This window comes from Stenotrophomonas sp. Steno-Z1 (assembly GCF_056393175.1).
The window spans coordinates 1,241,365-1,261,300 of sequence record NZ_JBWJPB010000001.1 but is presented as its reverse complement, the minus strand read 5'-3'; the positions used below and the strand labels follow the sequence as shown (position 1 = coordinate 1,261,300).

Sequence of the window (19,936 nt, the reverse complement as noted above, 5' to 3'; positions counted from 1 at the left end):
CGCGCCAGGCAGCGAGCTTACCTTGCCGCGCCCGGCCCCCGGCGTAATGCAGGCCAGGCCACCCAGGATCGGGCTGCGATCCGGGCGCAGCGGCCACTCGTCCCTGCCCACCCGCCACTGGTCACCGCGCCCCTCCCTCCGTCCCCGGCCCAATGACGGCGGGGCGTGGCGGGCACACACTCACGGTCATCCCGATTGCCTGCGCCAAGGAATGCCCCCGATGAAACGACGTGACTGCCTCAAGGCCAGCCTGGCCCTGCCCCTGATGCCGCTGGTGCTCAAGGCCGCTGCCGCGCCAGACGGCCCCTGGTCGAGGGTGCGGCCCGGTACCGCCGGCTGGCCAGGCGCCGACCAGTGGGATCAGTTGTCGCGCGCCGTCGGCGGGCGCCTGTCGGTGCCGCAATCGCCGTTCCTGGGCGACGCGACCACGCACGCCGAGGCCATGGCCCAGATCCACAACCCGTTCTACATCGGCGACCAACCTGCCCTCACCCAGACCAGCGGCTACTTCGGTGCCTGGCGTTCGGTGCCCAGCGCACAGATGGTGAGCGCCCGCGACAGCGCCGATGTCGCCGCCGCAGTCCGCTTCGCGCGGCAGCACCGCGTGCGGTTGGTGGTCAAGGGCGGCGGCCACAGTTATCACGGCACCTCGTGCGCGCCGGACTCGCTGCTGGTCTGGACCCGGGCGATGAACCAGGTGCAACTGCATGACGCCTTCGTGCCGCAGGGCGCGCGGCCCGGCACGGCACCTCAACCGGCGGCAAGCGTGGGCGCCGGGGCGATGTGGATCGACGCCTACGACGCGGTAACCACCCACGGCGGGCGCTACGTGCAGGGCGGTGGCTGCACCTCGGTGGGGGTTGCCGGGCTGGTCAGCGGCGGCGGCTTCGGCAGCTTCTCCAAGGCCTTCGGCAGCGCCGCCGCCAGCCTGCTGGAGGCCGAGGTGGTCACCGCCGACGGCACGGTGCGGGTGGTCAACGCCGACCAGGACCCGGAGCTGTTCTGGGCATTGAAGGGCGGCTGCGCGGCCAGCTTCGGCATCGTCACCCGGCTGACCCTGAAGACCCATGCCCTGCCCGCCACCTTCGGCGGGGTGTCGCTCAAGGTGCAGGCCGACAGCGACGCCAGCTGGCGCGCGTTGGCCGCCCAGGTGCTGCGCTTCTACCGCGAGGCCTTGTGCAACCCACACTGGGGCGAACAGATCACCTTCGGCGGCGACCGCGTGCTGTCCATCTCGATGGTGTTCCAGGGTCTGGACCGCCAAACGGCGGAGGCCACGTGGCAGCCGCTGCTGGCGTGGATCCAGTCACGTGCGGGCTACACCGTGCGCGAGCCGCTCCAGGCGCTGGCGATGCCGGCGCGGGACTTCTGGGACGCCGATTTCTTCCGCCAGCACGCGCCCCGGCTCATCGCCGATGACACGCGCGCCGGCGCGCCGCCCCGGCACATGCTGTGGAAGGGCGACCAGGGCCAGGTCGGCTGGTTCCTCCATGGCTATGCCTCGGCGTGGATGCCGTCGGCGCTGCTGGGCGAGGACCGCGTCGAGACCGCCGCCGATGCGCTCTGCGCCGCGGCCGAGCACATGGACGTGGGCCTGCACTGCAACAAGGGGTTGTTCGGTGCGCCGGCCGACGCGCTCGCCGCCAGCGCCGGGACCGCCACCCACCCGGCCGTGCTGGACGCATTTGCGTTGGCGCTGATCGGCAATGCGAGCGGCCCGGTCTACCCCGGCTGCGGCGGCGCGGTGGACGAGCCGGATGCGCGCCGCGGCGCACTGCGCACGCGCCGCGCCTACGACGCACTCAGCGCGGTGGTGCCCCATGCACCGGCCTATGTGTCCGAGTCTGACTACTTCCAGGCCGACTGGCAGCAGGCGTTCTGGGGGCCGCACTACCCGCGCCTGCTGGCGGCCAAGCGCCGCTACGATCCGGACGGCCTGTTCGTGATCCATCACGGTGTGGGCAGCGAGGACTGGAGCGGCGATGGTTTCGAGCGGCGCGCGGGCTGACAGCCAAGCGGTTCCCCTCGGCGGCTGCGTGCAGGTTGGGGCCGGCTGGCGTAGCCTGCGTGCAGCCCGCGCCGCCCGCCACCGGAGATGTCCCGTGATGCCGATCCCGACCGCTTCCGCCCTGCCTGCCCTGTTGTCGCTCGCCATCGGTACCGCGCTCGCACTCGGCGCACCGGCGGCGCACGCCCAGGCGCCGGCCGCCGCGGCGATGCCGCCGGCAACCGTCGCCGGCCCGCCAACACCGGTCTCGTTCAATGGGTTGCTCGATGCGCAGACCATGGCCGCGATCAACGCCGATCCCGAGCTGCGCACGATGCTCGGCATCAGTGGTGACGGCCAGGCCGACAGCTCCGACCGGCTCACCGATGTATCGCTGGGCCAGCGCGAGGTCAACCGCCGCTTCCTGGCCGACAACCTGGCGGCGATCACGCAGTGGCGCGGCGCGCCGCTGGATGCGCAGCAGCAGCTGAGCGATGGCCTGGCGCGCTGGTTCTACCAGACCCAGATCGACCTGATGGCGGTGCCATGGTCGGCGGCGTGGCTCCCGGTGGGCGGCAGCACCTATGCCGTGGACCAGTTGTTCAGCCTGCCGGTGAACCTGCCGCAGTTCATGGACAACCAGCACGCCGTCACCGATGAAACCAGCGCGGCCCATTACATCGCCCGGCTGCAGGCGATGGGGCCCAAGCTGGACCAGGTGCGGGCCAACGTGGACATGCAGGCCGCGCAGGGCGTGGTGCCGCCCGAGGTGGCGCTGCAAGGCGCCGCGGACCAGTTCCGCGCCCTGCTCACACCCGCGCCGAAGGACAGCCTGTGGGTGCAATCGCTGCAGCGCAAGCTGGAGAAGGTACCGGCCATCACCGCCACCCGCCGTGCCGCGCTGGTCGAACAGGCCACGCGTGCAGTGGCGGATGCCGTCAACCCCGGGTACCAGCGGCTGCTGGACGATGTGACCCGATTGCAGGCGCGCCACCTTGGCAACAAGGGCGTATGGGCATTGCCGCAGGGCAAGGCCTACTACGACGCCGCGCTGCGCTGGTACACCAGTACCGAATTGGATGCCGATGCGATCCACCAGATCGGGCTGGACGAAGTGGCGCGGGTGGAAAATCAGATGGATGCACGGCTGAGCCAGCTCGGCCTGCGCGACGGCAGCGTGGCCGCGCGCGTGCAGCAGCTACGCGAAGACCCGCGCTACCGCTATGCCGACAGCGAAGCCGGGCGCGCGCAGCTGCTGGGCGACATCCAGCAACGGCTGCGCGACCTGGACCCGATCCTGCCACGCTGGTTCGGCCACCTGCCGCCGCAGCAGCTGGTGGTCATGCCGGTACCGGCCCACATGCAGGCCACCTCGCCAGGCGGCTATTACTACCCGCCGGCGATGGACGGCTCGCGGCCGGGCACGTTCTTCATCAATCTCGGCGACATCGACGCAAACACCCGCTGGAGCATTCCCACCCTCACCTACCATGAGGGCTCGCCTGGCCACCACTTCCAGATTTCGATCGGACAGACCCTCACCGACCTGCCGCTGCTGCGGCGCAGCCTCAACCCCAGCGCCTTCAGCGAAGGCTGGGCGCTGTATGCCGAGCAGTTGATGGCCGAGGCCGGCGTCTACAAGGACGACCCGGCCGGTGACCTCGGCCGGTTGCAGGCCGAGATGTTCCGCTCGGTGCGGCTGGTGGTGGACACCGGCCTGCACCGCAAGCGCTGGACACCCGACCAGGCGGCCACGTACATGCAGGAAAAGACCGGCATGAAGGCCAGCGAGGTGCGGGTGGAGATCAACCGCTACCTGGTGCAACCCGGCCAGGCCAGCTCGTACAAGATGGGCCAGCTGCAACTGGTGGCGCTGCGTGCACGCGCGCAGAAAGAACTGGGGCCACGCTTCGACATCCGCGCCTTCCACGACCTGATCCTGGGCAATGGTGCGATGCCGATGACGGTGGTCGGCCAGGCGGTGGATGCGTGGATTGCCGCCGGTGGCGCCGACCCGCACCGGGCCCCCTGAGCGCCGCCGGCATGACCTTGGCGCGCCTGCGTAGAAATACCTAGGCCGCTACGGTGTAACTCCGGTTGTCCGCTGAGGCAGCGGTACGCACAGTGGGGACAGGGTCGGTGCGACCGGCCCGGCCCATCGCCGACGCCCCGGAGCCCCTCATGCCGCACGCACGCCTTGCCTCGCTGCTTGCCCTGGCCCTCGCCGCCGCCCTGCCAGCCGCGCTGGCACAGGCCCCGACATCACCCCCCGCAGCGGCCGCCACGTCCAGCGCAGACAGCATCGACGCCAGCGCGGTGGCCGCGCTGACCCGCATGGGCAAGGCGCTGCGGGCACTGCCGCAGTTCCGCATGCACGCGACCACCAGCACCGAGTACGTGCTCGACGACGGCCAGAAGCTCGCCCTCGCCGGCACCGTGGATTACAAGGCGATCGAACCGGACCGTTTCTTCGTCGAGATCCAGAGCGACCAGCAACACCGCCAGCTGTTCTACGACGGCAAGCGCCTGACCATCTATTCCCCCCGGTTGAAGTACTACGCCACGCTGGAGGACCTCAACCGCAGCAGCCAGGCCCTGCTCGCCGACTCGGCCAGCACCTACGGCTTGGAGTTCCCGCTCGCCGATCTGTTCCTGTGGGGAACCCCGGCCTTCCCCACCGACCGCTTCCAGTCCGCGTTGCGCGTGGGCAGCGCCCGCGTCGGCGGCGAGGCGACGCAGCATTATGCGTTCCGCCAGCCCGGCGTCGACTGGCAGGTATGGATATCCGATGCCACTGCCCTGCCCCGACAGGTGGTGATCACCAGCCACAGCGATCTGGCGCTGCCCAGCTACCAGGCCGCGCTGCAGTGGGATACCCGCCGGGCGATCAGCGCCAGCGAGCTGGCGTTCAACCCGAGCGGCGCCACCCGGATCGTGTTCGTGCCGGTGGCGGTCGCCGCGCAGGCCACCACCGCAGAGGGGAACTGAGCATGCACACCAACGCGCACCTGCGCACCGCCCTTGGCACCGCGCTGCTGGTCATGGCCGGCGCAACGCTGCTCGCCCCCGCGGCCGTGCACGCGCGACCCGGCCTGCGCGGCTTCGCCCACCCCTCCATCGGGCACGCCGGCGGCTTCGGTGGCGGTGGCTTCGGCGGTGGGGGCATGGCCCATCCAGGCGGTGGCGGCGGCATGGGGCCACATCCACCCGGCCCGGGTCCCGCACCCCAGCCGGGGCCTCATCCGGGGCCTGGTCCTGGTCCCGGTCCCCATCCTGGTCCGGGTCCTGGTCCCGGTCCCCATCCTGGCCCAGGACCGGGTCCAGGCCCCGGTCCTGGACCTGGTCCTGGACCTGGTCCTGGCCCGCATCCGCCAGGCCCACCGCCGCCGCCCCCGTACTGGGATCACCCGTTCTGGGATGCGGCCGCCGTCACCGCCGGTGTGGCCGTCACCTCGGCGATGATCGGCTCCATCGTCTATTCGCTGCCGCCCAGCTGCAGCACGGTGGTGGTCGATGGCATCGGCTACCAGCAGTGCGACAACGCCTGGTACCAGCCGCGCTATGTAGGCACCACGGTGCAGTACATCGTCGTGGACGCGCCGCGATGACGCGCGTAGCCGCCGTCGTCCTCAGCGTGGCGCTGCTGCTGGCGTGGCCGGCTGCAGTCGCCGCGCCCGCAACCGGCAGCGACTCCACCGACGATATCGCGCGCAAGCTGGCCGATCCCGGCGCCGCGCTGATCTCGGTGCCGTTCCAGTACAACTACCTCGGGTCGGTCGGCCCGGGGGATGCGTTCCACAACCAGCAGTTGAAGATCCAGCCGGTGATCCCCTTCGTGGGCGACAACGGCAAATTCATCCTGCGCCCGATCCTGCCGCTGAGCTGGAACCACTTCCCCGAACGCAAGCATGGCAGTGGCGATCTGTTCGTGCAGGGCTACTACATCCGCAAAACAGCCGCCGAGGCGCGCGGCCCCGAGATCGGGTTCGGCGCCGCCGCGCTGCTCGACACCGCGTCGCACGACAGCCTGGGCACCGGCAAGTATTCGCTGGGCCCGGCCTTCATCCTGGTCCACAAGACCCGCACGTGGACGCTGGGCGCACTGGCCAACCATGTGTGGTCGGTGGCCGGCGACGACGATCGCGATGATGTCAGCAGCACCAGCGTGCAGCCGTTCGTGACCCGCAACCTGCCCGATGGCTGGTCGCTGAGCTTCACCTCCGAGACCAGCTACAACTGGAAGGCCGCCAGTGGCAATGCGTGGACGGTGCCCGTCGGCGCCACGGTGTCGAAGGTGCTGCACCTCGGCCACACCCCGGTGAGCGTGGGCCTGGGCGGGTTCTACAACGTGGACCGGCCGGCCGATGCCAGCCGCTGGACCGGCCGCTTCATCGTCACCCTCGTCTTCCCCGAATAGGCGCTGGCGCTACGCGCCAAGGAGAGATGGACCATGCACGTGCTGCGCCCGACCCACGCCGCCGCGCTCGCCGCGGCCCTCGCCCTGTGCGCCGCCTGCAGCAGCGCCCCGCCGCGCAACGCCGACGGCAGCCCCAGCGCCGCCACCCAAGAGGCGCGCAACACGGCGCGCGTTGCGTCCACCGAGGTGCTCAGCCGGCTCTACGCGGCACAGCCCGGCGCACGCCAGGCCATCGCCACGTCGGCCGGCTATGCGGTGTTCCGCAATTTCGGGGTGAAGATCCTGGTTGCCGGCGGCGGCAGCGGGCGCGGCGTGGCGATCGAGACCCGCAGCGGTCGTGAGACCTTCATGCGCATGGTCGAGATCCAGGCCGGGCTGGGCTTCGGCGCGAAGACCTTCGATCTGGTCTGGGTGTTCAGGACGCCAGCGGCCTATACCGACTTCGTCACCCGCGGCATCGAGATCGGTGGCCAGGCCACGCTGGCCGCGCAGGTGGACAAGGCCGGCGGCGGCCTGACCGGCGCGGTGCAGGTGTCCGATGGCGTGTGGGTCTACCAGTTGACCGAAAGCGGCCTGGCCGCGGAACTGACGGTCAGCGGCACCCGCTACTACCCCGACAAGGCGCTGGACTGACCGGCAAGGAACCCACGCCATGCATACCCATCCCTGGGCCTGGATCCTCAGCCTGTTCCTGCTCCCGCTGCTGGCCGCGCTGGTGGTCAGCCTGCTCGTGCGCCATCGCGGGCTCGGCGCCAACGCCGTGCTGGCCTGGTTCGTGCTGGTGTGCTGGATCGGCGCGCTGGCGGTGATCCTGTCGCAGGTGTGGTGACGCACGCCGCGCTCACAGCGACTGCCCGAGTTCGATGAACAACACGTTCTCGCCGCCCTCGCGGAAGCCCACCCCGAAGATCAGCGGTCCGATCCACGAGTCGAAGCCGAGGAACACGCTGCCGTTCCAGATCCCGTCGGCCAGCGCCATGTCCGAGCGCCGCTGCCACGCGTTGCCGTATTCCAGGGTGGCCCCCACCTGCGCCGAGCGTCCCAGGACCCTGCCCAGTTCGTAGGTATAGCCGGTAAAGCCGAGCGCGTAGTCCTGGCCGGTCAGCTGGTTGTGCTGGAAGCCGGCCAGGCGCCAGCGCCCACCCAGCCGGTACAGGCTCTGCACCGGGGCGGTGCCCGAGGTGGTGACGTGGTAGCGCAGCCCGACCTGCAGTGCGTGGCGGCCGAAGGACCTGGCCGCCACCGCATCCAGGTCCCATTGGCCGAAGGCGGTGTCCGCGCCCAACCCGGCGCGCGACTGGTAGGTACCCAGGTTGACCAGGCGCCCGTCGCGGGGGAAGTACAGGCTGTCGATATCGTCCAGCGTGGCCTGCGCGAACCAGGCACCTTCGTCGAAGTGCGTGCGTGGGAGGGTGGGATCGCCCACTTCCACTTCCGCGTTGCCGGCGTAGCGCTGCAGCCCCGCGCTCAACGACAGCACGTTGCCCACGTGGCGCACCAGCCCCACCGTTGCACCGGCACGGCGCACGCGGAAGCGCGCGGTCTTGTCACCGTCTTCGTCGTAGAGGTTGAAGCTGCGCGTCTGCAGGCCACCCCCCACCTGGAAGGCGTAGTGGTTGCTCAGGTCGAAGGGATGGTAGTACTCGCCGGTGAGCCCCGGCTCGCTGCCCACCTGCAGCACCACGCGCGCCTCGGCGCCGTAGGGCGACAGCGGCGAGAACAAGACGCCGGCGCGCAGGTTGCTCTCGTGGTTGCCCTCCAGGTCATCGCTCAGGCTCAACCCGGCCTCCAGGTACGCCGGCCCGTTCGGTTTTGCGTTCGCGGTGACCACCACGCCGGTCCGGCCGTCGCGCTCGCGCACCTCGTAGCTGAAACTGGCGAGCGTGCCCATGCCGTAGCCGCGCAGGATACCCGCCTGCATCGCCGCGGTATCCAGCGGCTGGCCCACCTGCAGCGGCAGGTAGGACAGCAGCAACGCATCGGCGTAGCCGGTGTCGTTGACCACCTCCACGAAGTCGACCTGCGCTGGCGCCACCGCAACGCTGCGCCTTGCCCGCTGCGCCTGCCAGGCCGCATAGGCCGGCAGCGGCTGCTCGAAGGCGCGCAGCGCCGGTGCGGCGGCATCGGCGGCCAACTGGCCGATCCGCAGCGCCTCCGGCGCCTTGTCGAAGTCGCCGGTGGCGACCTTGCCGGTCAGGTCCGGCGAGATCAGCAGGTCGCCCTGCCCCAGGCTGTCCAGTTGCCGTTGCGCGCTGCCGGTGGTGAGGAAACCGCTGAGCTGGCCGATCACATCCACCAGGCTGGCATTGCCGTCGAGCACCCGCAACGGCGTGCCCACGTCCACCGCGATCACCTGGTCGGCGCCCATCGCCCGGACCACGTCGATCGGCACCTGGTTGGACACACCGCCGTCGACCAGCACGCGCCCGTCGATCACCACCGGCCGGAAGATCCCCGGCAAGGACATGCTGGCGCGCATCGCCATCGGCAGGCTGCCCTGTGCCAGCACCACCGGCTGGCCGGTATTGATGTCGGTGGCCACCGCCCGGAACGGAATGGGCAGGTCGTCGAAGCGGCCGCTGACCCGCGCCCCGCCCGTGGCGCGTTCGAACAGCGCGATCAGCTTCTCGCCCTCGGAGACGCCGCCGGCCAGCGACACCGCCTTGCCCTGCTCGCCACCGAAGCCGATGCCGATCGCCGCCAGCTGCTCGTAGTCATCGGCCTTGCGGCGCAGCGAACGCTCGCGGCGCGGCAGGGTGTCGCTGAACATCGCCATCCATTGCGTGTCCAGCACCAGCTGCTCGATCTGCGCCGGGGTCGAACCGGAGGCGTACAGCGCGCCCACCAGCGCGCCAGCACTGGTGCCGGCGATGCAGTCCACCGGAATCTGCTGGGCCTCGAGTTGCTTGAGGATGCGCACGTGCGCGATGCCGCGTGCACCACCGCCGCCCAGCGCCAACCCGATCCGTGGACGGGTATCGCCTGCCGTGCGCACGCCGCAGCTCGTTCCCGGCGCCGACGGCGGGGGCCCGGCTGCCTGCAGCGCGGCTGGCCAGCCGGCGAGCAGCAGCCAGCACACCCAGCGCAGGGGCGCGGTCAGCGCCACGCGCTGCCCACCTGCACGTAGAGGGTGTCGTCCTCCGGGCCCCAGGCGTAATCCACGCCGACCTGCATGCCCAGCTTGCGCGCGATCAGGTAGCGCACGCCGGTCCCCTTGGAGACCTGGCTGCTGCCGTCGCTGAAACTGTTGTGCCGGCCCCAGGTACGCCCTGCGCCGACGAAGCCGATCACTGCCCAGCGCCGGGTGACGTTCCAGCGCAGCTCGGTTTCCAGCACCGCCGCACGGGTGTCCTGGTAACGCGCCGAGCCGATCCCGCGCAGATCGATATAGGGCAGCCGGTAGAACGGAATATCGCCGTTGGCCCAGCGTGCGTCCGCCCGGCCGCCGAGCACCAGCCGCGAACCCAGTGGCCAGTATCCGTAGGCATGCCCGCGATAGCTCTGGAACGCGGTGTCACTGCCGATCCCCGGCAGGTAGTAGTTGCCTTCGATCATCCCCAACCAGCCACTGGATGGCGTAAACGGGTTGTCGCGGCTGTCGTATTCCAGCGACAGCCCCAGCCCGGAGCTGCGCGTGGCCAGTTCATGCGGCTGGAAGCGGTCGCGATCGCTGGCGACATCGAAACCGATGTCCATGTCCATGTAGATCCAGGCCAAGCCGAGGTAGATGTCGCGCTCGCCCAGGCGCCGGAAGCCTTGCTGGAACGACATCAGCCCGTCCACGTTGTAATCGATGCTGGTCGTGGGCAGCAGCGTGCCCGGCGTATGGAAACCCAGGTTGAACGACGCCTTGGCCACGCCGCCGCGATAACGCCAACGGTCCTCGTCGAAATGCAGCGACGCGCCCAGCCCGTAGGCTTCGCTGCCGTTCTCGGTGCGCATCGCGCCCCCGCCGTAGATGTCCGGGGTGACCATTTTCGGCGTGCTGCCATCGGCCGACGGCTCGGCCCGTGCATGCGGGGCGTGGAAGAACGCCAGCGCCACGCCGCCGCCGTTGCCCACCGCCGGGTCGGTGATGATGATCGGCACCGGCAGGAAGCCGCGGTGTTCCAGCAGCCAGCGCGACATGTCGAACCGGCCGTCCTCGCTGTCACGGAACACCGAGCGCAGGCCACCCGCAGCCGTCGTGGACGGCGATGGCGATGGCCCGGCGGCCGGCTCGGCCCCGGCGCCGGCCTGGGCGGCCGCGTACACCGGAGACAGCAGCAACAGGCAGCCGAGCATGCGGCAGGGAATCGACATGAACCACCTCGACATGCCTGAAAGATGCGCGATGCCGCCCCGGCGGGAGGGAGGAGCCCGGCGCGGCACCGCGCAGTGACACCAGCGAACCTGGCGCCGCCGCGATCAGCGCGCGGCGCTGGCGCCCGGCGGATAAGCGGCGAAGATCTTGTCCAGCCCGGCATCGACCGCAGCATTGACCTTGTCCGGCGAACCCGGCACGGTGCCGCTGGCCGTCCCGCGCCAGACCGCCTGCTTGGTGCGCGCATCGAACATGTCCACCACCAGCGTGCCGACGTCATAGGTGCGCACCTGGGTGGTCGCGCTGCCCATGGCCATGCCACCGCCCCAGCCGCCGCGCCAGCCCCAGCCACCCATGCCGCTGCCGGAGTAGAAGGTGTCCAGGGTCTGCTTCTGGGCGGTGATGACGTGCACCGCAAGGGCGATGTCGCCGCCCTGCGGTACCTCACGCAGGCCCTTGGCCTGCATGCGTGTATTGACCCCCTGCACGATGCGCTGCTGCACCAGCGGGGAACCGGCCTGGGGCGTGATGGCCCACGAATAGGTCGTGTAGGACCCGAAGTTGGCGGTGTTGTCGTAGTCGGTCTTCACCGTGGGCGAAGACGCACAGGCGACCAGCGAGCTGGCCAGGACGGCGATGACGAAGGCTTTCATGACGCAGGCTCCAGTTGCGGGATAGGACGCGCTGCGGGTGCAGCGACGACGATGACGGGTGCGGCGGCAAACGGGCTGCCGTAGGCCCCACGTTAAGGGGCCCGGGGTGGCGGCGAATCCGCATTACTACGCAGCGGCGGCAGGCAAAACTACCGGTCAGCGCGGCGGGTTGATCACCACGTACTGCACGCTGGTGCCGGCATAGCGCGGCTCGTACCACGTGCTGCCACACTGCTGGTAGGCCATGCCGTTGATGACCGTGGTGACGCAGCTGGAGGGAACGGAACTGACGATCGAGCCGATCACCGCCGAGGTCACGGCCACCCCGGCGGTCACCGCTGCCGCCGTGGCGAAGGGGTGGTCGTCCCAGTGGTTCCAATGGTCGTCGTGGTAGTTCACGTCGACGTTGACGTTGCGATTGATGTTGCGGTTGACGTTGCGGTTGACGGTGCGGTTGGCATTGACCGCCCCGCCCTGCGGCCGCTGCACGGGCCGGTTGATGTTGGTGTGCGCGCTGGCGCGCGCGCCGCCGTGGAAGCCGGCGCGCTGGGCCTGGGCGGGCGCGGCCGCCAGCGCAAGGCCCAGCACGAGCAGCGATGGCAGCATCAGCAATGGCGCGGCAGTGCGCGTTGACGTCGGCATGTCACTTCTCCTGTACAGCGTCGATGGCCACCACGGCCACGGGGACCAGTTTGATGCGGGCGGCATCGGCAGGCGCGGTGAAGGCGAAGGCGCTGTCCTTGAGGGTCCCGCGCGTATTCCAGTGCAGTTCGGCGCGATACTGCGGCAGGGCCGGGTCGTCCAGCGCGGTGATGATCAGCTTCTTCGGCAGCGAGGTCGCCTTGGAGATCCATATCTGCCAGTCCACCTGGTCCTGCTGGAAGGCGTACTGCTCGATCGCCTCGCCATCGACCAGGCCGCCTCCCACGTGCAGCGCGCCGCGGATGGCGCTTTTGGGCGCCTTGTCGGTACCCCACAGGAACATGTCGGCCAGCGGCATCTCGATGCCGTAGCGCACGCCGACCTCCTCGACCAGCTCGGCCAGGGTGGCATGCACCCCGTCCACCTGGGCGTAGTACTTCAAGCGCGGCGAGTACACCGACAGCGTCGTGCCGTCGTAGTAGAGCTGGCGCAGCTGGCGGTCGCTGCTCAGCTCCAGGAACAGCCGGTTGGGGGTGACGACCTTGTAGGTGACCGTGCCGTCGAGTTCGATTTTCTGGCCATCATCGAGTACCACTTCGGTACTGGCCTGCGAGACCAGCGAGAACTGCTTGAGCGCGCGCAGCGCCGCGCCCATCCGGTCCAGCGCGGCCAGCGCCTCGGGGTCTCGTTCGGGCTGGACGGCAGCGGTGGCCGCGGGCGGCGACGCGGGCGTGGCAGTCCGGGTGGCAGCGTGCGCGACGGGAAGCGCCGCGAGCAGCAGGCTGGTGGTCCAGGCCATGTGGCGGGGTGCGGCAACCATGAGCGTGTCTCCAGGCAGCGGAAAGGGACGGCGCGGCTCAGAACCCGCCGCTGATCGAGACGGTCCAAGGGTCGCCCTCGAAGCGGTTGCGCACGCTGAACTCGCCGATATAGCGCAGCGACACGTCCAGGTGCTCGCCACCGGGCCACTTCTTGCCATAGGTCAGCACCGGCCCGATGCCGAACGAGCGCCCCTTGAACCCGTTGAGGCGGTCGGCGGTGTCGCCGCGGTCGTCCTGCAGCTGCTGGATCCAGCCCGCCGCGGCACCGACGCCCCAGCCACTCGGCGTGCGCTTCACCAGCAACGCATCGGTGCGCGCCACCAGCCCGTTCCTGTAGTCGGTGTCGTCATTGCGGCTGTACCAGTCCACCGCACCCAGCACGCTGAATTCGAGCGTGCCCTTCTGGAACAGATGCGTGTAGCCCACGCTGGGCGACAGCGTCCACACGTTCAGGCCGGGGTTGGCCAGCTTGTCCGGGTCGTACTTGGCGGTCGGCGCGTAGACGTACAGGCCGAACGACACGTGCTGGACCGGGTCGATGTGGTAGCCGGCGATGAACGGGGCGAAGTACACATCGAACAGGTTGGAGGCACTGTCCTTGGCCTGGCGGCGACCGCCCAGCGGGCCCTCCAGGTTGGCGGTGACGTCGGCGATGATGTACGGCACGGTCAGCATCGAGGCGAAGTTCCACTTGCCGGTGTGGGTCGGCCAGACGTACACGCCGGTGGCGGCGGTGAGGCTGATGTCGGCCTCCAGCCCGAGCGAGATCTGCCCGGCGATGGGCGCGGCGCGGCTGCCGCCGATCCGGCCGTCGTACTGCACGTAGCTGAGCGACCACTGCATGCCCGGTTCCGGCGGGATCACCCCGGCATACGAGGTGATCTGCATGCCGGTGATCGATCGTCCGAGCGCCCCTTCGGTGGCATGCGCCTGCAGGCTGGCGGCCAGCGCCAGGGCGCCCAGCAGGGCCGCGCAGATCCCGCTGGAACGACGGTAGTGACGGAAGGATGGGCTGCCCATGCGGATCACCTCTCGGGTCGGTTGCGCGTGGCCGGGTTCTGTCGCGCGGCGGCACGTCGCTGGCGTTCGCGGACCTCCTGGATATCGCGCTCCAGGAAGACATTCAGGAAGGTCCGGATCACCGCGACCGCCCCCAGCTGGCCGATGCTGTCCCAGCTGGTGTAGATCGAGGATTCCAGGATGTCGGCCGCCAGCTGCACGGTCAGCCCCGCCACCAGCCAGCGCCCGTACTCCAACCACAGCTCGCGGCGCGCCACGTTGTCGGCGTGCCCCCCCAGCAGCAGGCGCACCCCGCGCACAAAGGCGATCACGGTGGCCAGCACGATCAGTACCAGCGCCATCGCATCGATCACCACCACGACCGGTTCGGTGCATGCCACCAGCCAGGTTTTCAGGGTGGACATCGGCGATCCTCTGGAAGCGACGAAGCGGCACGGCGCGGCGGTTCATCCGCGCACCACGCAGCGGAAGCCGAGGTGGCAGGTGGAGGTATCCACCGGCTGGGCCATGCGGGCGGCGGGCCGGTAGCGGCGGCAATAGTTGGGCGCGCACAGGTGCGAGCCGCCCTTCATCACCCGCCGCGGCACCGCACTGGCGTCGCGCGGGTCGTGACTGCGCTCGCGCTCGCCGCCGCGCGGGTTCTCGATGGCGCAACAGGGCCGCCCCTGCAGCTGGTCGTGATGCTGGTACCAGTCGGTGGTCCACTCCCAGACGTTGCCGATCATGTCGTACAGACCGTAGCCATTGGGCGCATAGCTGCCCACCGGCGCGGTCCAGCGGTGGCCGTCCTCGTCCAGATTCAACCACGGGAACTCGCCCTGCCAGGTGTTGGCCTGGTGGCGGCCGCGCACGGTGAGCGTATCGCCCCACGCAAACTCGCCCTCGGTGCGGCCGCCGCGCGCGGCGAACTCCCACTCGGCCTCGGTGGGCAGCGTCTTGCCGCTCCAGGTGGCATAGGCGCATGCATCGGCAAAGCCGACATGCACCACCGGGTGATCGTCCAGCCCCTCCAGGTGCGTGCCCGGGCCGCGCGGATGGCGCCAGTCGGCCCCGGCCAGGTAGTGCCACCAGTTGTGCGGGTTGGACATGTCCACCGGGTGCGCCGGCTGCACGAACACCACCGAGGACGGCACCAGCAGCGCCGGATCGGCGCCGGGGTAGTCGCGCGGATCGGCCGGGCGCTCGGCCAGCGTGGTGTAGCCGGTGGCACTGACGAAACGCGAGAAATCGCGGTTGGTGACCGCGTGGCGATCGATCCGGAACGGTCCCACGCGCACCTTGTGCGCCGGGCGCTCCTCCGGGTAGTGGTCGTTGGAGCCCATGCTGAACACCCCGCCGTCCAGCGCAACCATGTCATCGATGACCGCGCTCATCGCGCCCTCCCGGTGGGTCCAGGTACACGGCCGTTCATGCGAACGGCGCCACGTTGAAGGTCATGCCGGCGATGGCCAGCACGCCAAGCAGCCACAGCAGGCCGGCGGTGATCAGCGTCAGCGAGATCGGATAGTGGCTCTCGCCGTGGATCAGGCCTTCGCCGATCATCAGGTCGCGCTCGCTGCGCAGCTGCTGCATGTAGCGCACGTGGTAGATGATCCCCAGCGTGAGCAGCACCAGCCCCAGCCCCACCAGCGCCACGCCGAAGTTGCGCGGCGCGTGCGGGCGCAGCGTGGTGCCGGGCACCTCCAGCATGTGCCCGAAGAACTGGTAGATGGTGAAGCCAAAGCCGATCAGCGACAGCGCGGTACGGATGATCGACATGAGCGTACGGTCCGCGCTCATCCGGGTGCGCTGGAACGACATCCCGGTGCGCCGCGAGGACAGCTCCATCGAGGCCGCATCGGTGCCGCCCAGCAGGTCGCGCGCCTCGCCGAGGGTGACGGCGCGGTCGGCCAGCGCCTTGCGGGGATCCTGTGCGCTCATGGTCCACGGTCCTTGGGAGGGGTAATGGCGCGGCGGTGCAGCCACCAACCGGCGATTCGGTTGATCGGGCCCCGCAGCAGCAGGTACGGCAGGAAGCCCAGCACCACGGCGATCACGAACGCCTCCACCGGGTACTTGAAGCCGCCGAACATGCGGACCTGGTAGATCACGTCCATGCCCACGCCCAGCAGCAGGATGCGGGCGGTGGCGGTGACCCCCTCGCGCCACGCGCTCAGGCGGTGCCCGGCATCGCTGTGGGCCAGCATCCACGCGTAGGGCGACTTGCCGGCGCGCGCGTCCTTGATGCCGTCGATCAGCGCGGTGATCAGCGCCATGGTCGGCTGCAGGAAGAAGCGGAACGTCATCGGGCCGTCCGCGCGCTCGATCATGTCGGTCCAGAAGCGGGTGAGGATGTCGATGACCGAGAGCATTACCGGATTCCCTGCGACAGGCCTCAAGCTTGGTCGTGCCGCGTCGGGCGCACATCCGGATTGGTACTGCACGCTGCCCAGTATTTTTACTGCGCCGTGGTGGCGGCGCGGCGGCGCTATGCTCTGCGCGCCGGAGATGATCGATTGCCGACCCCGCTGGGAGACCACGCAGCATGGCGCAACACGGGTATTCGCTGATGCGCGGTGGCCTGGTCCACCGCCTGCTGCATGCAGCCGGCCTGCTGCGCGGCCATGCGCACCTGTCATGGTGGCTGGCGGCAGGCCTGCTGGCCATCAGCCTGTTGCCGCCCCTGGTGTTGACCGCAGTGGCCGGCACGCTGATGCCCAGCCGCGGCGGCATGGCCCTGCTGGGCGACTACGCCACGCTGAGCCGCCTGCTGCTGGCCCTGCCCTTGCTGGTGCTGGCCGCCCCGCATGCCGACGCGTTGCTGCGCAATGCACTGCGCCAGCTCGGCCATGCCAGTCTCGTGCCGGCGCGCCGCTGTGCGCGCCTGGAACAGTTGCTGGCGCGGGTCCGCCGCGGCCGCGACAGCTGGCTTCCCGAGCTGCTGTGCATGGTGATCGCGCTGGCCCCGTTGGCGCTGGCCGGGCACGCGGTCAACCTGTTGCCGGGGATCGCCGACTGGCGCTTGCAGGACGGCCAGCTCACGGCCGCAGGCCGCTGGTACGAATGGGTATCGCTGCCGGTATTCCGACTGCTGGGCCTGCTGTGGCTGTGGCGCTTCGTGTTGTGGAGCGTGTTGCTGTGCGGGTTGCCCCGGGTCGGCCTGCGCCTGCACCCCGAACACCCCGACGGCGCCGGTGGGCTGGCCTTCCTCGGCCTGGCCCAGGAGCGCTTCGCGATCCTCGCCCTGGCCGGCGGGCTGCTGCTGGCCGGTGCCTGCTGCAACCAGATGCACTGGCTGGACGAGTCGCTGTACTCGTTGCGGCACCTGCTGGCCGGCTACGTAGTGGGGGCCACCGCGCTGCTCGTCGCGCCCCTGCTGATGCTCATGCCCAGCATGATGCGGGCCAAGCGCCATGCACTGTTCCGCTTCGATGCGCTGGGCAATCGTGCCGCGGCCGTGTTCGACCAGCGCTGGCAGGCGGCCGGCCTCCAGGCGAGCAGCGAGGCGGCTGACGCCGGCGCCGACAGCCTGCTCGACCACGGCGATGCATCGGCGTACGCGGATTTCAGCGGGGTCTACCAGGGCCTTGCACGGATGTCGGTGGTGCCGTTCAACCGCTGGAACCTGCTCTGGATCGCGCTGCATGCCGCGCTGCCGCTGCTGCCGCTGGCGTTGATGGCCATGTCCGTGGATGAGCTGGTGACGAAGCTGGTCGGTATCCTGGTTTGAGCGGGCGGCGCGCTCAGCGCTGCAGCGAGCGCGATACGAAGGGCGTGCCCTCCAGCGCCGCCTGCACCGCCACCAGCAGGTCGTCGCCGGCATCGGCCTTCAACACATAGCTGCATACGCCCAGCCCCATCGCCTGGCGCACCATCTGCAGCTCGGCATGCACGGTGATGAACACCACGCCCAGCACGGGCCGCTGCGCGCGCAACCGGCGTGCGGCTTCCAGCCCGCTCAGCCCCGGCATGGCGATATCGGTCACGATCACGTCCGGGAGCATGGCCACCGATGCCTGCACCAGCGATTCGCCATCCTGCACCAGGCCGATGACATCGAACTGCTGGCACAGCAGGCCACGGAGCTGGCGCCCCATCGCACATCCATCCTCGGCCAGCAGCACACGGACCGCATTCATGGCTTCCGCCCGTTCGACGCGTGGGTCGATGGTGGGCGCGCCCGGATGGGCGAACAAGGGAAAAACAACCGGGTGGCGGCAAGTAAATCTACTTGCCGCCACCCCCGTGGCCGCTCAATGCCGGATCAGGCCTTCCTGCTCAGCCTTGCGCACCAGCTCCAGGGTGCCGTGCACCCCCAGCTCCTGCATGATCGCGTACTTGTGCGACTCGATCGTGCGCACCGACACGCCCAGTTCGTAGGCGATCTGCTTGGAGCGCAGGCCCAGTGCCACGTACTCGAGGATGCGCAGCTGTTTTTCGGTCAGGGTGTACGCCGGTCGGCCCGAGCACACGATGGCGTTGGCGGCCAGGGTCGGGGTGACGTAGGTCTGCCCGTCCATGATGCCGGCCAGGGCGCGCATCAGTTCGTCGCCGGCTGAACTCTTCAGGATGTAGCCGCGGGCACCCGCACGGATGGCCTCGGCCGCGACGCTGGACTCATCGTGCATGGTCAGGAACACGAACGGCATCGCGTAGCCTTCGCCACGCATCAGGCGCATCGCATCGATGCCACTCATGCCCGGCATGCTGATGTCGGCCACCACCACGTCGGGGGGATCGCGCCGCACCGATTCGACCAGCTGCTCGCCCGAGGCCACCAGTTCGACGGTGGCGAACGTATCGGTCAGCAGCCGTTCGATGCCCTGCGCCACCAGCATGTGGTCGTCGGCCACCACGACCCTGCGGAACTGCGTTGAAAGCGAACGCTCACACATCACGCTCATTGCGATGTCTCCGTCGGTATCAATCATCCCCTGATTGAGTCGCGGCACCCTTGGCAGTGCGACCGGCGGCGATGCCGGAGCGCAGTGCACGCAGGCGTGCAGCGCGCTGACCATGCGAGCCTTACCGTGACGAGATTGTGAGGCGGCGACGTGGCCGGCCGCGACTGCCGATCACGTACGCAGGGTGTCGCGTGGACATTCTCCAAAGACATTGCGGTACGTCACAGAAAAGCGCCCCAAATGGGAGAAACCGCAGCGCGTCGCAATGTCGGTCACGCTGTCATTGCGACCCGCCTGAAGCAGCGCACTGCGCGCCAGGTTGAGCCGCGCCATCTGGTGCCAGTGGCAGGGCCCGTGGCCGTAGACATCACGGAACAGGCGCTCCAACTGCCGCTCGCCCACGCCCAGGGCCAGTGCGAGGCCGCGGCTGTCGAAGGCACGGTCCAGCTGTGTCTTCAGGTAGCGCTCGGCGCGGCGCACGATCGCATCGCGCTGCCGCTCCACCCAGTTGCCGACCGCCCGGCTCTCCGGCCCGCTGTCGCTGGCGTACACCGCATCGATGAACACGCCCAGCAGCAGTTCGCCTTGTGCCTGCACCTGCGCCGCACTGAGCAGGCCCTGGTGCGAGGCCGCGCTGCCCAGCACGCTGGCCACGCCATCGCGCAGCGCCTGTGCGTCGGCCGGCGCGGCCGCACGGCTGTACCAGCCATGGCTGGGCAGGCGCAGTTCGCGGCCTACCCGCTGCAGTGCGCCGCGCTGCAGGACCTCGCGCGGGATCAGCAGCACCGCCCATTGCCAGCCTCCCGGGCTGGGCCGCACGTTCAACTCACTGTCCTCGGCAAAGACCATCACCTGGCCGGCACCGATCCAGCGTCCGTTGGCCCACATCGGATGCGTGCAGGACACCGCCATCGCCAACGCGATCAAGCCTGCGCCGAAGCTGCCACTGGCGAAGATCGGCAACGAATAGGCCCCGCTGTCCAGGCTGAACTCGGGAAACACCAGCCGCTGCAGGCAGGCGCGGAAATGCCCGGCACCGAGCAGGCGCTGCTCGAAACGGGTATCGCGGACCACGCCGAGCAATGCATCGGCATCAAAGCCATCGACCACGAAGCGGGTATACGGCGCCATCGGTTCGTCCATGCCAACTCCCTGGAGCAGGTCGGAAATCGGATAGCAGGTGTACGACGGACGTGCTTAGATCGGCGCG

General features: G+C 69.6%; 21 protein-coding genes. 8 read left to right on the top strand and 13 right to left on the bottom strand.

The annotated features are described in order from the left end of the window. Positions 1–220 precede the first annotated feature (220 nt). From AC06FD_RS05565 to AC06FD_RS05535, 7 genes are all read left to right on the top strand, one after another. A complete protein-coding gene (locus tag AC06FD_RS05565) occupies positions 221–2,008 on the top strand; it encodes an FAD-binding oxidoreductase (protein ID WP_478077206.1) in 1,788 nt (595 codons plus the stop codon). A 97-nt stretch (positions 2,009–2,105) separates the two neighbouring features. Then, complete coding sequence (locus AC06FD_RS05560) at positions 2,106–4,019, top strand: DUF885 domain-containing protein (RefSeq protein ID WP_478077205.1); 1,914 nt, start codon at positions 2,106–2,108, stop codon at positions 4,017–4,019. 149 nt (positions 4,020–4,168) lie between these two features. Further along, positions 4,169–4,975, top strand: coding sequence for a DUF2092 domain-containing protein (locus tag AC06FD_RS05555; RefSeq protein ID WP_478077204.1), 807 nt, complete (start codon positions 4,169–4,171; stop codon positions 4,973–4,975). A gap of 452 nt (positions 4,976–5,427) precedes the next feature. Beyond that, positions 5,428–5,595: a DUF6515 family protein gene (locus tag AC06FD_RS05550; protein WP_259202847.1), complete on the top strand. Its 168-nt coding sequence runs from the start codon at positions 5,428–5,430 to the stop codon at positions 5,593–5,595. Beyond that, the gene (locus AC06FD_RS05545) at positions 5,592–6,404 is read left to right on the top strand and encodes a hypothetical protein (protein ID WP_478077203.1); all 813 of its coding nucleotides are present in this window, start codon (positions 5,592–5,594) and stop codon (positions 6,402–6,404) included. The genes AC06FD_RS05550 and AC06FD_RS05545 overlap by 4 nt, the downstream gene beginning before the upstream one ends. 33 nt (positions 6,405–6,437) lie before the next feature. Continuing rightward, on the top strand, positions 6,438–7,037 hold the full coding sequence (locus tag AC06FD_RS05540; protein ID WP_259202849.1) for a lipid-binding SYLF domain-containing protein: 600 nt from the start codon (positions 6,438–6,440) through the stop codon (positions 7,035–7,037). Between the two features lie 19 nt (positions 7,038–7,056). Next, entirely contained in the window at positions 7,057–7,233 is a 177-nt protein-coding gene (locus tag AC06FD_RS05535; protein WP_259202851.1) for a hypothetical protein, read from the top strand. A 12-nt stretch (positions 7,234–7,245) separates the two neighbouring features. On the opposite strand, the gene AC06FD_RS05530 is transcribed toward AC06FD_RS05535, so the two are convergent. The 10 genes from AC06FD_RS05530 to AC06FD_RS05485 all read right to left on the bottom strand — a co-directional run bounded on the left by AC06FD_RS05530 (position 7,246) and on the right by AC06FD_RS05485 (position 16,194). Next, positions 7,246–9,510, bottom strand: a complete 2,265-nt coding sequence (locus AC06FD_RS05530) for a patatin-like phospholipase family protein (protein WP_478077202.1) — start codon at positions 9,508–9,510, stop codon at positions 7,246–7,248. Next, positions 9,501–10,706 carry a BamA/TamA family outer membrane protein gene (locus AC06FD_RS05525; RefSeq protein ID WP_478077201.1) on the bottom strand — a complete coding sequence of 402 codons (1,206 nt, stop codon included), beginning with the start codon at positions 10,704–10,706 and terminating at the stop codon, positions 9,501–9,503. The genes AC06FD_RS05530 and AC06FD_RS05525 overlap by 10 nt, the downstream gene beginning before the upstream one ends. A gap of 105 nt (positions 10,707–10,811) precedes the next feature. Further along, positions 10,812–11,360 carry a DUF4136 domain-containing protein gene (locus AC06FD_RS05520; protein WP_259202854.1) on the bottom strand — a complete coding sequence of 183 codons (549 nt, stop codon included), beginning with the start codon at positions 11,358–11,360 and terminating at the stop codon, positions 10,812–10,814. Positions 11,361–11,516: 156 nt separating this feature from the next. After that, positions 11,517–12,002: a hypothetical protein gene (locus AC06FD_RS05515; protein WP_478077200.1), complete on the bottom strand. Its 486-nt coding sequence runs from the start codon at positions 12,000–12,002 to the stop codon at positions 11,517–11,519. A gap of 1 nt (position 12,003) precedes the next feature. Next, on the bottom strand, positions 12,004–12,822 hold the full coding sequence (locus tag AC06FD_RS05510) for a DUF2092 domain-containing protein (protein WP_478077199.1): 819 nt from the start codon (positions 12,820–12,822) through the stop codon (positions 12,004–12,006). A 37-nt stretch (positions 12,823–12,859) separates the two neighbouring features. Continuing rightward, positions 12,860–13,843: a SphA family protein gene (locus AC06FD_RS05505; RefSeq protein ID WP_478077198.1), complete on the bottom strand. Its 984-nt coding sequence runs from the start codon at positions 13,841–13,843 to the stop codon at positions 12,860–12,862. A 5-nt stretch (positions 13,844–13,848) separates the two neighbouring features. Beyond that, complete coding sequence (locus tag AC06FD_RS05500) at positions 13,849–14,247, bottom strand: DUF1622 domain-containing protein (RefSeq protein WP_259202858.1); 399 nt, start codon at positions 14,245–14,247, stop codon at positions 13,849–13,851. A gap of 42 nt (positions 14,248–14,289) precedes the next feature. After that, positions 14,290–15,216 carry a formylglycine-generating enzyme family protein gene (locus AC06FD_RS05495; protein WP_259202859.1) on the bottom strand — a complete coding sequence of 309 codons (927 nt, stop codon included), beginning with the start codon at positions 15,214–15,216 and terminating at the stop codon, positions 14,290–14,292. Positions 15,217–15,250: 34 nt separating this feature from the next. Next, the gene (locus AC06FD_RS05490) at positions 15,251–15,763 is read right to left on the bottom strand and encodes a YidH family protein (RefSeq protein WP_478077197.1); all 513 of its coding nucleotides are present in this window, start codon (positions 15,761–15,763) and stop codon (positions 15,251–15,253) included. After that, the gene (locus AC06FD_RS05485) at positions 15,760–16,194 is read right to left on the bottom strand and encodes a hypothetical protein (protein ID WP_259202863.1); all 435 of its coding nucleotides are present in this window, start codon (positions 16,192–16,194) and stop codon (positions 15,760–15,762) included. Before AC06FD_RS05485 ends, AC06FD_RS05490 begins: the two co-directional genes overlap by 4 nt. Positions 16,195–16,367: 173 nt before the next feature. Here AC06FD_RS05485 and AC06FD_RS05480 point away from each other — a divergent pair, with 173 nt between their 5' ends. Then, positions 16,368–17,552, top strand: a complete 1,185-nt coding sequence (locus AC06FD_RS05480) for a hypothetical protein (RefSeq protein ID WP_478077196.1) — start codon at positions 16,368–16,370, stop codon at positions 17,550–17,552. A gap of 13 nt (positions 17,553–17,565) precedes the next feature. Here AC06FD_RS05480 and AC06FD_RS05475 read toward each other — a convergent pair whose 3' ends face one another. The 3 genes from AC06FD_RS05475 to AC06FD_RS05465 form a co-directional block, all read right to left on the bottom strand. After that, positions 17,566–17,961, bottom strand: coding sequence for a response regulator transcription factor (locus AC06FD_RS05475; RefSeq protein WP_449334407.1), 396 nt, complete (start codon positions 17,959–17,961; stop codon positions 17,566–17,568). Between the two features lie 114 nt (positions 17,962–18,075). Next, complete coding sequence (locus tag AC06FD_RS05470) at positions 18,076–18,726, bottom strand: response regulator transcription factor (protein ID WP_259202866.1); 651 nt, start codon at positions 18,724–18,726, stop codon at positions 18,076–18,078. A 171-nt stretch (positions 18,727–18,897) separates the two neighbouring features. Further along, on the bottom strand, positions 18,898–19,869 hold the full coding sequence (locus AC06FD_RS05465; protein ID WP_478077195.1) for a helix-turn-helix domain-containing protein: 972 nt from the start codon (positions 19,867–19,869) through the stop codon (positions 18,898–18,900). Between the last annotated feature and the right edge of the window lie 67 nt (positions 19,870–19,936).

What these genes read in the sequence shown, in the direction of transcription:
- AC06FD_RS05500 (WP_259202858.1), bottom strand. Translation starts at nt 14,247, where the DNA reads ATGTCCACCCTGAAAACCTGGCTGGTGGCATGCACCGAACCGGTCGTG.
- AC06FD_RS05470 (WP_259202866.1), bottom strand. Translation starts at nt 18,726, where the DNA reads ATGAGCGTGATGTGTGAGCGTTCGCTTTCAACGCAGTTCCGCAGGGTC.
- AC06FD_RS05545 (WP_478077203.1), top strand. Translation starts at nt 5,592, where the DNA reads ATGACGCGCGTAGCCGCCGTCGTCCTCAGCGTGGCGCTGCTGCTGGCG.
- AC06FD_RS05560 (WP_478077205.1), top strand. Translation starts at nt 2,106, where the DNA reads ATGCCGATCCCGACCGCTTCCGCCCTGCCTGCCCTGTTGTCGCTCGCC.
- AC06FD_RS05555 (WP_478077204.1), top strand. Translation starts at nt 4,169, where the DNA reads ATGCCGCACGCACGCCTTGCCTCGCTGCTTGCCCTGGCCCTCGCCGCC.
- AC06FD_RS05525 (WP_478077201.1), bottom strand. Translation starts at nt 10,706, where the DNA reads ATGTCGATTCCCTGCCGCATGCTCGGCTGCCTGTTGCTGCTGTCTCCG.
- AC06FD_RS05540 (WP_259202849.1), top strand. Translation starts at nt 6,438, where the DNA reads ATGCACGTGCTGCGCCCGACCCACGCCGCCGCGCTCGCCGCGGCCCTC.
- AC06FD_RS05480 (WP_478077196.1), top strand. Translation starts at nt 16,368, where the DNA reads ATGGCGCAACACGGGTATTCGCTGATGCGCGGTGGCCTGGTCCACCGC.
- AC06FD_RS05515 (WP_478077200.1), bottom strand. Translation starts at nt 12,002, where the DNA reads ATGCCGACGTCAACGCGCACTGCCGCGCCATTGCTGATGCTGCCATCG.
- AC06FD_RS05495 (WP_259202859.1), bottom strand. Translation starts at nt 15,216, where the DNA reads ATGAGCGCGGTCATCGATGACATGGTTGCGCTGGACGGCGGGGTGTTC.
- AC06FD_RS05565 (WP_478077206.1), top strand. Translation starts at nt 221, where the DNA reads ATGAAACGACGTGACTGCCTCAAGGCCAGCCTGGCCCTGCCCCTGATG.
- AC06FD_RS05520 (WP_259202854.1), bottom strand. Translation starts at nt 11,360, where the DNA reads ATGAAAGCCTTCGTCATCGCCGTCCTGGCCAGCTCGCTGGTCGCCTGT.
- AC06FD_RS05485 (WP_259202863.1), bottom strand. Translation starts at nt 16,194, where the DNA reads ATGCTCTCGGTCATCGACATCCTCACCCGCTTCTGGACCGACATGATC.
- AC06FD_RS05490 (WP_478077197.1), bottom strand. Translation starts at nt 15,763, where the DNA reads ATGAGCGCACAGGATCCCCGCAAGGCGCTGGCCGACCGCGCCGTCACC.
- AC06FD_RS05505 (WP_478077198.1), bottom strand. Translation starts at nt 13,843, where the DNA reads ATGGGCAGCCCATCCTTCCGTCACTACCGTCGTTCCAGCGGGATCTGC.
- AC06FD_RS05510 (WP_478077199.1), bottom strand. Translation starts at nt 12,822, where the DNA reads ATGGTTGCCGCACCCCGCCACATGGCCTGGACCACCAGCCTGCTGCTC.
- AC06FD_RS05465 (WP_478077195.1), bottom strand. Translation starts at nt 19,869, where the DNA reads ATGGACGAACCGATGGCGCCGTATACCCGCTTCGTGGTCGATGGCTTT.
- AC06FD_RS05535 (WP_259202851.1), top strand. Translation starts at nt 7,057, where the DNA reads ATGCATACCCATCCCTGGGCCTGGATCCTCAGCCTGTTCCTGCTCCCG.
- AC06FD_RS05475 (WP_449334407.1), bottom strand. Translation starts at nt 17,961, where the DNA reads ATGAATGCGGTCCGTGTGCTGCTGGCCGAGGATGGATGTGCGATGGGG.